The 12719-nt window shown below is 67.5% G+C and carries 13 protein-coding genes; 3 read left to right on the top strand and 10 right to left on the bottom strand.

Annotation, left to right across the window (positions count from 1 at the left end; translation table 11 throughout):
* Window positions 1-161: 161 nt before the first annotated feature.
* From ACFWBU_RS11390 to pgsA, 4 genes are all read right to left on the bottom strand, one after another.
* Complete coding sequence (locus ACFWBU_RS11390; protein ID WP_169620624.1) at window positions 162-971, bottom strand: PspA/IM30 family protein; 810 nt, start codon at window positions 969-971, stop codon at window positions 162-164.
* 192 nt (window positions 972-1163) lie between these two features.
* Entirely contained in the window at window positions 1164-1553 is a 390-nt protein-coding gene (locus ACFWBU_RS11385; protein ID WP_169620623.1) for a helix-turn-helix domain-containing protein, read from the bottom strand.
* A gap of 101 nt (window positions 1554-1654) precedes the next feature.
* Window positions 1655-2161: a CinA family protein gene (locus ACFWBU_RS11380; protein WP_378528293.1), complete on the bottom strand. Its 507-nt coding sequence runs from the start codon at window positions 2159-2161 to the stop codon at window positions 1655-1657.
* Window positions 2158-2835, bottom strand: a complete 678-nt coding sequence (pgsA, locus tag ACFWBU_RS11375; RefSeq protein ID WP_169620621.1) for a CDP-diacylglycerol--glycerol-3-phosphate 3-phosphatidyltransferase — start codon at window positions 2833-2835, stop codon at window positions 2158-2160. Before pgsA ends, ACFWBU_RS11380 begins: the two co-directional genes overlap by 4 nt.
* A 43-nt stretch (window positions 2836-2878) precedes the next feature.
* On the opposite strand from pgsA, the gene ACFWBU_RS11370 reads away from it, so the two are divergent.
* Both ACFWBU_RS11370 and ACFWBU_RS11365 read left to right on the top strand, forming a co-directional pair.
* Window positions 2879-3406, top strand: coding sequence for an amino-acid N-acetyltransferase (locus tag ACFWBU_RS11370; RefSeq protein WP_378528292.1), 528 nt, complete (start codon window positions 2879-2881; stop codon window positions 3404-3406).
* Between the two features lie 39 nt (window positions 3407-3445).
* Window positions 3446-3730, top strand: coding sequence for a YciI family protein (locus ACFWBU_RS11365; RefSeq protein ID WP_378528291.1), 285 nt, complete (start codon window positions 3446-3448; stop codon window positions 3728-3730).
* 13 nt (window positions 3731-3743) lie between these two features.
* Here the strand turns inward: ACFWBU_RS11365 and ACFWBU_RS11360 are convergent, their stop codons facing one another.
* The 6 genes from ACFWBU_RS11360 to thyX all read right to left on the bottom strand — a co-directional run bounded on the left by ACFWBU_RS11360 (window position 3744) and on the right by thyX (window position 11992).
* On the bottom strand, window positions 3744-4727 hold the full coding sequence (locus tag ACFWBU_RS11360) for a TerC family protein (RefSeq protein ID WP_169620619.1): 984 nt from the start codon (window positions 4725-4727) through the stop codon (window positions 3744-3746).
* 165 nt (window positions 4728-4892) lie between these two features.
* Window positions 4893-7622 carry a DNA translocase FtsK gene (locus tag ACFWBU_RS11355; RefSeq protein WP_378528290.1) on the bottom strand — a complete coding sequence of 910 codons (2730 nt, stop codon included), beginning with the start codon at window positions 7620-7622 and terminating at the stop codon, window positions 4893-4895.
* A gap of 125 nt (window positions 7623-7747) precedes the next feature.
* Entirely contained in the window at window positions 7748-8371 is a 624-nt protein-coding gene (locus tag ACFWBU_RS11350) for a TIGR03085 family metal-binding protein (RefSeq protein WP_378528289.1), read from the bottom strand.
* Between the two features lie 87 nt (window positions 8372-8458).
* The gene (locus ACFWBU_RS11345) at window positions 8459-10270 is read right to left on the bottom strand and encodes a ribonuclease J (RefSeq protein WP_169620617.1); all 1812 of its coding nucleotides are present in this window, start codon (window positions 10268-10270) and stop codon (window positions 8459-8461) included.
* The gene (dapA, locus tag ACFWBU_RS11340; protein ID WP_169620616.1) at window positions 10271-11176 is read right to left on the bottom strand and encodes a 4-hydroxy-tetrahydrodipicolinate synthase; all 906 of its coding nucleotides are present in this window, start codon (window positions 11174-11176) and stop codon (window positions 10271-10273) included. It lies immediately after the preceding gene.
* Window positions 11177-11236: 60 nt separating this feature from the next.
* Complete coding sequence (gene thyX / locus ACFWBU_RS11335) at window positions 11237-11992, bottom strand: FAD-dependent thymidylate synthase (RefSeq protein ID WP_169652402.1); 756 nt, start codon at window positions 11990-11992, stop codon at window positions 11237-11239.
* A 144-nt stretch (window positions 11993-12136) separates the two neighbouring features.
* On the opposite strand from thyX, the gene ACFWBU_RS11330 reads away from it, so the two are divergent.
* Complete coding sequence (locus ACFWBU_RS11330; RefSeq protein ID WP_169620614.1) at window positions 12137-12661, top strand: toxin-antitoxin system HicB family antitoxin; 525 nt, start codon at window positions 12137-12139, stop codon at window positions 12659-12661.
* The last annotated feature ends 58 nt before the right edge of the window (window positions 12662-12719 follow it).

Below are 12719 nucleotides of genomic sequence, written 5' to 3'. Positions count from 1 at the left end.
TTGTTTTTCCTCCCTGGTCTCCCCCCCGGGGGGGGCCCCCCGCCCCCGCCGCGGGGGGGGCTGCTGTCTGCGGGGCGGGGGGGGGCCGTTATTGGCGCCCCCCCCCGCCGCTTCCGGGTGCGTTCATGGCGAGGTCACGTTCCTGGGGGTGGTCGCGTGCGTTACTGGCTACCGGCACTGCCCGCAGCGGCCGGCGGCTCCTTGCCGATATCGACGGCCGGCGTCGCGGGCGCACCGGGCAGGGCGTCGCCCTTCATGGAGGCGCGGATCTGCTCGAGCCGGCTGTGTCCGGCCATCTGGACGGTCGCCTGCTGGACCTCGAGCATCCGTCCCTGCACGGTGTTCTGCGCGAGCTCGGCAGAACCGAGTGCATTGGCGTAGCGACGCTCGATCTTCTCGCGCACGGCATCGAGACTCGGCGTGGTTCCGGGCGCGGACAAAGTGGAATCCATGGAGCGCAGGGATTCGCTGACCCGTTCCTGCATCTTGGCCTGCTCGAGCTGGCTGAGCAGCTTGGTGCGCTCGGCCACCTTCTGCTGCAATGCCATAGCGTTCTGCTCGACAGCCTTCTTCGCCTGCGCCGCAGCCTGCAGGGACTGGTCGTGCAGCACCTTCAGGTCCTCGACCGACTGCTCGGCGGTGACGAGTTGCGCGGCGAAGGCCTCGGCGGCGTTGGTGTACTGAATGGCCTTCTCGGTGTCGCCCGCAGCACTGGCCTGGTCCGCCATCATCACGGCCTGCCGGGCACTCGCGTTGAGCTTCTCGACCTCGTCCAGCTGGCGGTTGAGCTTCATCTCGAGCTGCCGCTGGTTTCCGATGACGGATGCCGCCTGCTGTGAGAGTGCCTGGTGCTGCCGCTGGGCGTCCTCGATGGCCTGCTGAATCTGGACCTTCGGGTCGGCCTTTTCATCGATCTTGGAGTTGAACAGCGCCATCAGGTACTTCCAACCCTTGACGAACGGATTAGCCATGGGTGTGATCCCGCCTCCATCTGGTACGCCGCGCAGAACGCGACCCGATGCGCGGCCCTCGCGCACCGATTCCGGACCGCCCTGCCGGTCGAATCCCGGCGGTCCAACCTGCCGAGCCCGGATCACCCTGGAGGCGAAGCCGGGATATGTCGCTTGTCCGCGCCGGATGCCCGGTGCGATCTTCAATCCATGTTAGGCGGCAGCAAGCGCCCGCGCCGCCGGTGCAGGGATCACAACTCTGGTCTCTTGCGCAATCCGCGCAGAATCCCGCGCCACCCCGTCGGATCCCGCGAGATCGGAGATACCGACCTCGGCAACCCGCTCGTTCATGCCACTGCGGCGGGGAACCGCATCGGCGAGCGACTCGCTCACGTCGGAAAGGACGTCGGAGAGCGGGACGGCGAGCGCGTCGCAGATCGCCGCGAGAAGCTCACTCGACGCTTCCTTGCGCCCACGTTCGATCTCGGAGAGATACCCGAGGCTGACCCTTGCGCTACTGGAGACTTCGCGCAGGGTGCGGCTTTGCGACACACGGGTACGCCGAAGGCTGTCCCCCAGTGCTTCGCGTAGCAACAGCGCCATCGCATCCTCCTTCGTCCTTCGTACCTATACCCCGACAACGTGCAACAGCACCTACGGGTTCCCACTTCTCGATCGAACCTCGAGAACGCGGTGAACAGACATTACAACGCCGAGGTCGTATGCAGGCGGGCGAGTAGTCCCGACACGGCGGCATCGACCGATCCGAGCCGGATGCCCCACCGGTCTCCCGCCACCTCGGGCCGGCCCACGCGGGTACCTCCCGGCCCGCTGATTCCGATGTACACCGTGCCGGGAGGATGTCCGTCCTGGCTGTCCGGTCCGGCCACGCCGGTCAGTCCCAGCCCCCAGGTGGCGTCGCATCGGGTACGCGCACCGTCCGCGAGTGCCGCAGCCGTGGACTCGGAGACGGGACCGTCGTGCGCGAGGATCTCGGTGTCGACGCCGGCCAGAACGGCTTTCAGGTCGGTGGCGTATACGATCAGCCCCCCGCGCAGGACCGCGCTGGCGCCGGGAACGCCGGCGATCGTCGCCGCGACCAGTCCTGCGGTGAGCGACTCCGCGGTCGCGACGGTATGTCCGCGCGCCGACAACTCGGCCACGAGTTCGGCTGCCCGCGTCGCGGAGGCAAGCGGGTCGGCAGCGGTCACGACGACGTCCGGTCCCCGCCGCCGTCGTGCGCAGGTTCGCCGGCCCGCACCGCCGTACGCAGTCTGGCCGCCTGCACGACGTAGTCGAGGCCCGTCACGACGGTCAGCACCACCGCGAGCACCATCATCGTCACCGCCACCGGCGCGATCGCGTCGGGCAGCGGGAGCAGGTAGATCCCGATGGCAAGGGTCTGGACGAACGTCTTGGCCTTGCCGCCCCGGCTGGCCGGGATCACGCCGTGCCGCAGCACCGCGAATCGCAGAGCTGTGATGCCCAGTTCACGAGCGGCGATGATCGCGGTGACCCACCAGGTGAGGTCGCCGAGGAGCGAGAGCCCGACCAGCGCGGCACCGATGAGCGCCTTGTCGGCGATGGGGTCGGCGAGCTTGCCGAAGTCGGTGACCAGGCCGTACCGGCGCGCCAACTGGCCGTCGATCCGGTCGGTGATCGCGGCGACCGCGAAGACGGCCGTGGCCGCCAGGCGCCACCCGGTGTCGTGCCCGTCGCCGACGAAAAGCAACACCAGGAACACCGGGACCAGCGCGATTCGCAGCACCGTCAGGATGTTCGCGATGTTCCACAAAGGCACCGGATCGTGCGGGGAACCGGCGTTCGGTCCCGGGGCGGCGCCGCTCCCGCCCGATGCGGCGACGTGCTGGCGGGGCGTGCTCATGGGCCCCACAATATCGCCTGGGGCACGCGCTACTGTTCACCGCATGACAACAGCGGCGCCGGAATCCAGCACAACCGACCGAATGGTCGTGCGTCGGGCCCGAACGTCCGACGTGCCGGAAATCAAGCGGCTCATCGACATCTACTCGGGAAGGATCCTTCTCGAGAAGAACCTGGTGACCCTGTACGAGGCCGTCCAGGAGTTCTGGGTGGTCGAGGTCGGTGCGCGTGTCGTCGGGTGCGGAGCGCTGCACGTGCTGTGGTCCGACCTCGGTGAGGTCCGCACCGTGGCCGTCGACCCGCAGGTCAAAGGGCGCGGCGCCGGTCATCTCCTGGTCGCGCGGCTGATCGAGGTGGCCCGGGAACTCGAGCTCGAGCGGCTGTTCGTGCTCACCTTCGAAGTGGACTTCTTCGCCCGCCACGGATTCACCGAAATCGAAGGCACCCCGGTGACAGCCGAGGTCTACGCCGAAATGTGCCGGTCGTACGATACCGGTGTCGCCGAATTCCTGGACCTGAGCTACGTGAAACCGAACACGCTCGGGAACACCCGGATGTTGCTCACACTCTGAGCCGCGACGCCCGTCTCCCACCGGATCGAAGGAAACTTCATGGCCATGTTCGCCGTCGAATACACGTACTCCGACGCCACCGCCGCGGCCCGCGACGAGCACCGCCCGAAGCACCGGGCATGGCTCAGCGGTCTCGTCGAGGACGGACGGGTCCGGGCAACCGGCCCGTGGACCGACGGGTCCGGGGCACTGATCCTGCTCGACGAGACCGACGAGGCCGCGGCGCGGGACCTGATGGCTCAGGATCCGTTCGCGCAGCGCGGCCTCGTCGATGCGGTACGCATCACCGCCTGGACTCCCGTGATGGGCGCTTTCAGCGGTTAGGCGATCGGCGCCGTCATCGCTTGGCGGATGCTTCCACGTGCCGCGTCCGCAGCAAGCTCGCAACCGTGGTGATGATGAGAACACCGACGATCACAGCCAGCGACAAGCCGGTGGAGATCTCGGGCACCGCCACGTGTTCGCCGCCGTTGATCCAGCCGAGCGTGTTCTCGTGCAGCGCGTGCAGCACGAGCTTGACGCCGATGAACGCCAGGATCACCGAGAGTCCGTACGACAGGTACACCAGGCGCTCGAGCAGGCCGCCGATGAGGAAGAACAGCTGTCGCAGACCCATGAGCGCGAACGCGTTCGCGGTGAACACGAGGTAGGGCTCTTCGGTGAGACCGTAGATCGCGGGAATCGAGTCGAGCGCGAACAGGATGTCGGTGAACCCGATCGCGATGAGGGCCAGCAGCATCGGCGTGACCATCTTCTTGCCGTCGATGCGGGTGACGAGCTTGTCGCCGTCGTATTCGTCGTGGACCGGCAGGAACTTACGCGCGAGAACCACCATCTTGTTCTCGGAGATACTTCCCTGGTCCTCACCGTGGTCGCGGATGAGCTTGACGGCGGTGTAGATCAGGAAGATCCCGAAAAGGTAGAACACCCAGCTGTACGCATTGATGGCGGCGGCGCCGACAGCGATGAACAGGCCGCGCATCACGAGGGCGAGAACGATGCCGATCGTGAGCACCTTCTGCTGATACTCCCGCGGCACCGCGAACGTCGCCATCAGGATCACGAACACGAAGAGGTTGTCGACGGACAGTGCCTTTTCGGTGACGTAGCCGGCGAAGTACTCCCCGCCGTACGTCGGCCCCCACACCATGAAGACGACCACACCGAAGATGATGGCGATCGTGATGAACACCGCGGACCAGAAACCCGATTCGCGCAACGTCGGCGCGTGGGGCTTGCGTACGTGGGCATAGAAGTCGAAGACGAAAAGTCCGACGATCACCGCGATGGTGATCAACCAGGTCGTCAGGGTTACGTGCATACCTCGGCCTTCCGGTAGGTGTATACCTGCCGGAGGTCTCTCCCGCCCTGCACGAATGCCGGACCGACGGCCCCGGAACGGCATCGGCGCCGTACGTGTTGACGAGACCGCCGCGAAGTAGGGGATACTCCCCTCCACAGCTGACACGATTGTGCCATATGTGTCTCAGGCGTCCCCGGACCCGGATCCTGCGTCGTCCGGATCGCCGCCGCCGCGGATCGAGTACAGGAGCCCGTCGAGTTCGTCCGGTTTGACGAGCACCTCGCGAGCCTTGCTGCCCTCGCTCGGACCCACCACCCCGCGCGTCTCCATGAGGTCCATGAGCCGACCTGCCTTCGCGAACCCCACCCGCAGCTTGCGCTGCAGCATCGACGTGGAGCCGAACTGGCTCGTCACGACGAGTTCGACGGCCTGGAGGAACACGTCGAGGTCGTCGCCGATGTCTGCGTCGACGTCCTTCTTCTCACCGGCCTTCGGTGCCGTGACGCCCTCGGTGTACTCGGGTTCGGCCTGGTTCTTCGCGGCGTCGACGACCGCCGAGATCTCCTCGTCGGTGATGAACGCGCCCTGCATGCGGACCGGCTTGCCGGCACCCATGGGCAGGAACAGCCCGTCGCCCATACCGATCAGCTTCTCGGCGCCGGGCTGATCGAGGATGACGCGCGAGTCGGTGAGAGAACTCGTCGCGAACGCGAGCCGCGAGGGCACATTGGTCTTGATCAAGCCGGTCACCACGTCCACCGACGGACGCTGGGTGGCCAGGACGAGGTGGATGCCGGCGGCACGGGCCTTCTGCGTGATCCGGACGATCGCTTCTTCGACGTCGCGCGGAGCCGTCATCATCAGGTCCGCCAGCTCGTCGACGATCGCGAGGATGTACGGGTAGGGCCGGTAGACGCGTTCGCTGCCCAGCGGGGCGGTGATCTCGCCCGACTTCACCTTCGAATTGAAATCGTCGATGTGGCGGACGCGATTGGCCTGCATGTCCTGGTAGCGCTGTTCCATCTCCTCGACCAGCCACGCCAGCGCGGCCGCGGCCTTCTTCGGCTGCGTGATGATGGGCGTGATGAGGTGCGGAATGCCTTCGTAGGGAGTCAACTCGACCATCTTGGGGTCGATCAGGATCATCCGGACCTCGTCGGGCGTAGCCCGGATGAGAAGCGAGACCAGCATCGAGTTGACGAAACTCGACTTACCGGACCCGGTGGAACCCGCCACCAGCAGGTGAGGCATCTTGGCGAGGTTCGCGGAGACGAAATCTCCCTCGATGTCCTTGCCGAGACCGATGACCAGCGGATGGTGGTCGCGGCGGGTCGACGGGGCGGCGAGGACATCCGACAGCCGGACCAGTTCGCGGTCGGAGTTCGGTACCTCGATACCGACCGCCGATTTACCGGGAATCGGCGCGAGCAGCCGGACGTTGTCCGTCGCGACCGCGTACGCGATGTTCCGGGCCAGCGCCGTGATCTTCTCGACCTTCACGCCCGGCCCGAGTTCGACTTCGTAGCGGGTGACGGTGGGCCCCCGGGTGAAACCGGTGACCGCCGCATCGATCTTGAACTGTTCGAGGACTTCGGTGATCGACTCGATCATCTCGTCGTTCGCCGGCGACCTCTTCTTCGGCGGATCGCCCTTGGTGAGCAGGCTCAGCGACGGCAGGACGTAATCGCCGTCGACTTCGCGGTCGGGAACGACGAGAGCATGGGCATCGGACTGCTCCGGCACCGGTTCGGGCTCCGGAACCGGTGCCGCCGGAACCGGACGTTTCGCGCGGGTGCGCGCCGGTGCGGGGACGGGTTCCGGCTCGGGTTCGGGCGGCGGCGCCGCGGCGGTGGCCTCGTCGTCCGGCCACAGGGGCAGTATCTCGGTCTCGGCCTCGAATTCGTCGGGTGGGTAGTTCTCGACGGGGGTGCGGCGACGACGCGACCTGGTCTTTTCCGTGCGATACCCGTCGTCGTAGAGACCGGGATCGTCGTCGTAGTAGTCCCCGTATTCGTCCCCGTATTCGTCGTCCGCGGGGTATTCCAGGCCGAAGTACTCACGGAACAGTTCGGGCAGTTCCCGGATGGTGGTGCCGGTGAGCAGAAGAATGCCGAATCCGGCGGCGAGGAGCATCAGCGGAACGGACAGCCACGCGGTCAGTCCCGCGGTGAGAGGTCCGCCGACCGCGGCGCCGACGAAACCGGCGCCCTCGGATCGACCGATCGCATCCCCCGGGAGGCCGGACGCAACGTGCCACAGCCCGAATGCCGGGAGAGCGACGAGAAGCCCACCGAGCACGAGCCTCGGGCGGATCTCGGGGAACGGTTCGGTACGCATCAGGGTCAGGGCGATGCCGATGGCGACCAGCGGGAGCACCGCTCCCGCGCCGCCCACAACGGCGCGCACACCGGTCTCGACCCAATCCCCGACCGGACCTCCGACACCGAACCACAGCGATCCTGCGACGACCACCCCGACGGCGACGAGCCCCAGCGCGATACCGTCCCGCCGATGGCCGTGCTCGATGTCGGTGGCCATGCCCATGGTGCGCGCGGTGGCACCGAGCGCGCGCGCCGCCATGAACCATCCGGCGGCGACGCCCTTGCCGAGCGCGCCGAGTACCCCGCCGGAGGTGCGGGACCGCCGCGCTGCGGCGCCGCGTGGAGTGTTGGCGCGGGGCCGGGGCGAGCGGCGGGTTCCGGCCGAGCCGGTCCCGCGGGACGTTCGCGCTCCGCCCGACGTCTTCGCCGTCGAGCCTCTGCCCGCTGCTGCCCTACCGGTACCGGCCTTCGCCTTTCCCGACTTGGCCGAGGCCGCACGGGACCGGTTGGCACCGCCGGACGAGCCGCGTGCCCCCGTCCGCGACCGTGAGGTCGTTGAGGACGAAGCGCGACTGCCCGACTTTCCTGCCATAACCGCCAGGGTAACCGCCCGGGCCTCTCGTGAACCATGTGCAACACGGGTAACGCCGGGCGGCACTGGTCACAGGTGGTGCGGCACTCTCGGCCACGACGCCGCGACGATGCGGGGCCGGCCGGTCACACTCCGCGCTTGGATCCGTCGATCTCGGCGACGGCGCTCGGCTCGCCCTCCTTGTCGACGTGCACCGCGTCGCGCCCGAACGCGTGAAGAAGTAGTTCCGCGGGCTCGCCGCGAAGGACGACGCTGCGAGGCCCACGCTTCCGGACGGTGACGCGCTCGCCGTCGGGGCGCTCGAAGACGACGGTGACATCGGACCCGCCGTAGCCGGTGCGCGCGAACATCCGCCCGGTCCTCCACAACTGGTCCTGGACCTCGGTGGAGAGGCGTCGCGGTTCCCATCCCTGCTGGGCGCGGCGCACATCCTCGTGGTGCACGAACATTTCCACTGCGTTGGCCACGGAGTCCAGGAGGAAGAGCGGCGACCACTTCGGCGGACCGGAGTCGACCTCGGACAGCAGGTGAGACCACTGCTTGTCGGTCGCCTCGCGACGGACCTTCTCCGTGTGGCCGGCGAAGGCCGGGATCATGATTCCGGGCATCGTGTCGACCCGGCGCTCTCGGACGAGGAGATGCGCGGCGAGATCGCGGGTCGTCCAGTCGCCGCAGAGGGTGGGCGCGTCGGGACCGACCTCGGACATCGTGCGGACCAGGGCATGTCGTTCCGTGCGGGCAAGACTCATCCGGCCACTCTATCGACGGCACGGGCGCGCGGCACGGGAAGAGTCCCGTGCCGCGCGAACATGCCTGGTCGGGCGGTCCGAACTATGTCAGGACACAGCGATGACGGTCGGCACGATCATGGGGCGACGGCGGTACGTGTCGGCCACCCACCTGCCCACTACGCGCCGGATACCCTGCGCGATGCGGTGCGTCTCCGTGACGCCTTCGGCCGCAAGCTCGCTGAGGGTCTTGTCGACGAGCTGGGCGGCTTCGGTGAGCGCCGTCGGGTCGTCGGAGAACCCTCGGCCGGAGACCTCGGGTGTGCTCACGGCGCGGCCGGTGGTCGCGTCCACCGCGACCGAGATGGAAATGAATCCACCTTCGCCGAGGACGAGACGGTCCGACAGTGTCGATTCGCCGACATCGCCGACCGACAATCCGTCGACGTACACGTAGCCCACCGGAACGCGGCCCACGATCTCGGCGAGGCCGTCGACCATATCGACGACGACGCCGTCCTCGGCGAGGACGATTCGTTCCTTGGGCACGCCTGTGGCTTCGGCCAGTGCGGCGTTGGCGCGCAGGTGCCGCCATTCGCCGTGAACCGGCATCGCGTTCGTCGGCCGCACCGCGTTGTACAGGTACAGCAGTTCGCCCGCGGACGCGTGGCCGGACACGTGCACCTTCGCGTTCTGCTGCGTCACGACCGTGGCGCCGCGCTTGGCGAGACCGTTGACCACGGCGAACACGGAGTTCTCGTTGCCGGGGATCAGCGACGACGCGAGCACGACGAGGTCGTCGGCGCGGATGTTGATCTGGCGGTGTTCGCCGCGCGCCATGCGCGACAAGGCCGACAGCGGCTCACCCTGCGAGCCGGTGGACACCAGAACAACCCGGTTGTCGGGCAACGACGCCGCGGCGTTCAGATCGACCTCGACGCCGTCGGGAACGTGGAGATACCCCAGGTCCTGCGCGATCTGCATGTTGCGCACCATGGAGCGCCCGACGAAGGCGACCCGACGGTTGTAGCGGTGTGCGACGTCGACGACCTGCTGGATCCGGTGCACGTGGCTCGCGAACGACGCCACGATGACCCGGTTGTTGGCCTTGCCGATGACGTTGTCGAGCACCCCGCCGATCTCGCGTTCGGGGGTGACGAATCCGGGGACCTCGGCGTTCGTGGAGTCGACCAGGAAGAGGTCGACACCTTCGTCGCCCAGGCGGGAGAACCCGGCCAGGTCGGTCAGCCGGTTGTCGAGCGGCAACTGGTCGAGCTTGATGTCACCGGTGTGCAGCACGAGACCGGCCGACGTCCGGATCGCGACCGCGAGCGCATCGGGAATCGAGTGGTTGACGGCGAAGTACTCGCACTCGAACGGGCCGTGATCGGTGCGTTCGCCCTCGGTGACCTCGACGAGGCGGGGCCGTTGCCGGTGCTCGCGGCACTTGGCGGCGACAAGCGCGAGAGTGAACTTCGAGCCGACGACCGGGATGTCGGGGCGCAGTCGCAGCAGGAACGGGACGGCACCGATGTGGTCTTCGTGACCGTGGGTGAGAACGATCGCCTCGACGTCGTCCATCCGGTTCTCGATGTGCCGGAAGTCCGGCAGGATCAGGTCGACGCCCGGCTGCTGGTCTTCCGGGAAGAGCACGCCACAGTCCACGATCAGCAGACGGCCCTGGTGCTCGAAGACGGTCATGTTGCGGCCGATTTCGCCGATGCCGCCGAGAGCGACGATCCGCAGACCGTTCTTGGGCGCCTTGGGAGGGGTCCCGAGGCGTGCGGTGGGATCGACGGGCGGACGCGGGTCGGGACGCTGCGCCGATGCCGAATTCTGGACGATGCGGCGCTGCGGCCGCGACGCCGGCGGGCCGGCGTTACGGGTGGCGCGGCCACGACTACTGGTGGGACGACTCATTTACAGAACCCCTGCTGCTTGAAGATCGGCCGCGAGGGCGTCGATCTGGGCCGATACCGGTGCGACCTGCGGAAGGCGCGGCTCGCCGACGTCGATACCCAGCAGTCTCAGCCCTGCTTTGGAAGCGCTGACACCGCCGAGTCTTGCGACCGCGCGGTAGATCGGCACCATGGACAGATTGATCGTGCGGGCCAGTTCGAGATCGCCTGCTTCGAAGGCGGTGTGCAGTTCGCGCAGCCGGCCGGGCACGAGATGACCGATGACACTCACGAATCCCACAGCACCCACCGACAACCACGGCAGGTTCAGCGGGTCGTCACCGGAGTAGAACTTCAGATCGGTCGTGCCGATCAGTTCGGCTCCCGCATTGAGGTCACCCTTCGCATCCTTCACGGCCACGATCCGCGGATGCTCGGCGAGCAACCGCAGCGTGTCCGTTTCGATGGGCACCACAGAGCGTGGCGGAATGTCGTAGAGCATGACGGGAAGGTCGGTGGCATCGGCCACCGCCACGAAGTGCGCGTAGAGACCGGCCTGCGGCGGCCGGGAGTAATACGGGGTCACGACCAGCAGGCCGTGCGCGCCGGCGCGCGCGGCATCGCGGGCGAGTTCGGCGCTGTGCGCGGTGTCGTTGCTTCCGGCACCGGCGATGATCTTCGCGCGATCGCCGACAGAAGCGAGAACAGCCCGCATCAGTTCGAGCTTCTCGTTCTCGGTGGTGGTAGGCGACTCGCCGGTGGTACCGGCGAGTACCAGGGCGTCGCAGCCACCCTCGACGAGGTAGTTCGCAAGACGCACACCCGCGTCCACGTCGAGCTTGCCGTCGGCAGTGAACGGGGTCACCATCGCAGTGGCGACGGTGCCGAACGGGAGCTCGACAGCAGTTGCGGATTCACCGTTGGTCATGGTCAGAAGGCTACCGCGTGGGGATACAGGTCCGACACACGCCCGCCTCCGCCGGGTGGGTCAGCGGTCTGCGGCAAAGGTGGGAGCGGCGATTTCGCTGCCGTCGGGCATCGCCGTGATCGTGAAGTCGGAGAACGCGTTCGGCGCCGCATCGGTGAGTTGCCGCAGGCATTCGACGGCGAGCCGCCGGATTTCCACATCGGCGTGCTCGGTCGCGCGCATCGCGATGAAGTGCCGCCACGACCGGTAGTTGCCGGTGACCACGATGCGGGTCTCGGTGGCGTTGGGGAGCACCGCTCGCGCCGCTTCCCGCACCTGCTTCGCCCGCAGGGGCCCGGGAGGCAGATGCGCCATCTTCTCGTCGAGTGCGTCGAGCAGTTCCACGTACGCGTCGCGGCTGCGCCGGGTGGCGGCGAAGAACAGTTCCTCGAGATGAGGATCGCCCGCGATCGCGGGAGGAACGACGACCGGAGCATCGCCGTCCGCGACGAAACGCTGGGACAGCTGGGAGAACGAGAAGTGCCGATGCCGGATCAGTTCGTGGGTGCACGAACGGGAGATTCCGGTGATGTAGAAGGTGACCGAGGCGTGCTCGAGTACCGACAGGTGGCCCACGGTCAGCAGGTGCCGCAGATATCCGGTGTTGGTCGCGGTCCGCGGGTTCGGCTTCGACCAGCTCTGATAACACGCACGTCCGGCGAACTCGGCGAGCGCTTCCCCTCCGTCGGCGTCGGTTTCCCAAGGGATGTCGTCCGGCGGCAGGAATTCGGTCTTTGCGACGAGCCTGACCTTCAGGTTTGCGGGTTCGGGAATCATGCGCGTCTCCTCCCGGTGCGTGATCGCACCCTAGCGACCCGGAGCCTCCGCGCGCTCACCGCCACCTCGATGACGCCACCACGACAGCACTCGTGGCGTCATAGGCCTGTTGACTGATGTCACGCATGGCGTCACACTGACGGCATGAACATCGACACCTATACCGCGGCGATCACCGACGCCGTCGTCAACGCCGCCGAACTCGGCGACGAACAGACCCGCCGTACCGCAGCGGCCCTCTCCGCCGCTCTCGCCGCGCCGGCCCGGCTGGCCGTTCTCAGTGCGCTGTCGGATATGGCCGGGGAAATCAGCAAGCAGTTGGACGACCACACCGTCACGGTTCGGCTCGACGGCACGGAAGCCGTCGTGGATGTGCGCAGCGATGCCACGCCGCACACCGACTCGCCGTCGCAGACCTTCGAGGAGATGACCGGAGACATCAGCCGGGTCACCCTGCGTCTCGTCGAACAGATCAAATCCCGCGCCGAGGAAGCGGCCGCGCAGAGCGGTGTCTCGCTCAACTCCTGGGTGGCGCAGGCCGTGCAGGGCGCACTGAAGGATCAGAAGCGGTATCAGAAGCGCGCCGAAGAGTGGCGCCGGCAAGGCACCACACCCACCGCTCCCCCGGCGCCGGCTCCCCGAGAGGACGAAGACGGCGATACGGCCTGAAAACCCCTCCCGTGCGGTAGATTCCCGACGCACCGAACGCGGGAACGAGAGGACACCG

This window comes from Rhodococcus sp. NPDC060084, assembly GCF_042730335.1.
Classification (GTDB): domain Bacteria; phylum Actinomycetota; class Actinomycetes; order Mycobacteriales; family Mycobacteriaceae; genus Rhodococcus.
The sequence above is the reverse complement of the archived record's forward strand: the minus strand, read 5'-3'. Positions and strand labels throughout refer to the sequence as shown.

Bases quoted from the DNA above. Each gene is read 5' to 3' on its own strand.
- ACFWBU_RS11390 (WP_169620624.1), bottom strand. From the start codon at position 971: ATGGCTAATCCGTTCGTCAAGGGTTGGAAGTACCTGATGGCGCTGTTC.
- ACFWBU_RS11385 (WP_169620623.1), bottom strand. From the start codon at position 1,553: ATGGCGCTGTTGCTACGCGAAGCACTGGGGGACAGCCTTCGGCGTACC.
- pgsA (WP_169620621.1), bottom strand. From the start codon at position 2,835: ATGAGCACGCCCCGCCAGCACGTCGCCGCATCGGGCGGGAGCGGCGCC.
- ACFWBU_RS11370 (WP_378528292.1), top strand. From the start codon at position 2,879: ATGACAACAGCGGCGCCGGAATCCAGCACAACCGACCGAATGGTCGTG.
- ACFWBU_RS11365 (WP_378528291.1), top strand. From the start codon at position 3,446: ATGGCCATGTTCGCCGTCGAATACACGTACTCCGACGCCACCGCCGCG.
- ACFWBU_RS11360 (WP_169620619.1), bottom strand. From the start codon at position 4,727: ATGCACGTAACCCTGACGACCTGGTTGATCACCATCGCGGTGATCGTC.
- ACFWBU_RS11355 (WP_378528290.1), bottom strand. From the start codon at position 7,622: ATGGCAGGAAAGTCGGGCAGTCGCGCTTCGTCCTCAACGACCTCACGG.
- ACFWBU_RS11350 (WP_378528289.1), bottom strand. From the start codon at position 8,371: ATGAGTCTTGCCCGCACGGAACGACATGCCCTGGTCCGCACGATGTCC.
- ACFWBU_RS11345 (WP_169620617.1), bottom strand. From the start codon at position 10,270: ATGAGTCGTCCCACCAGTAGTCGTGGCCGCGCCACCCGTAACGCCGGC.
- dapA (WP_169620616.1), bottom strand. From the start codon at position 11,176: ATGACCAACGGTGAATCCGCAACTGCTGTCGAGCTCCCGTTCGGCACC.
- thyX (WP_169652402.1), bottom strand. From the start codon at position 11,992: ATGATTCCCGAACCCGCAAACCTGAAGGTCAGGCTCGTCGCAAAGACC.
- ACFWBU_RS11330 (WP_169620614.1), top strand. From the start codon at position 12,137: ATGAACATCGACACCTATACCGCGGCGATCACCGACGCCGTCGTCAAC.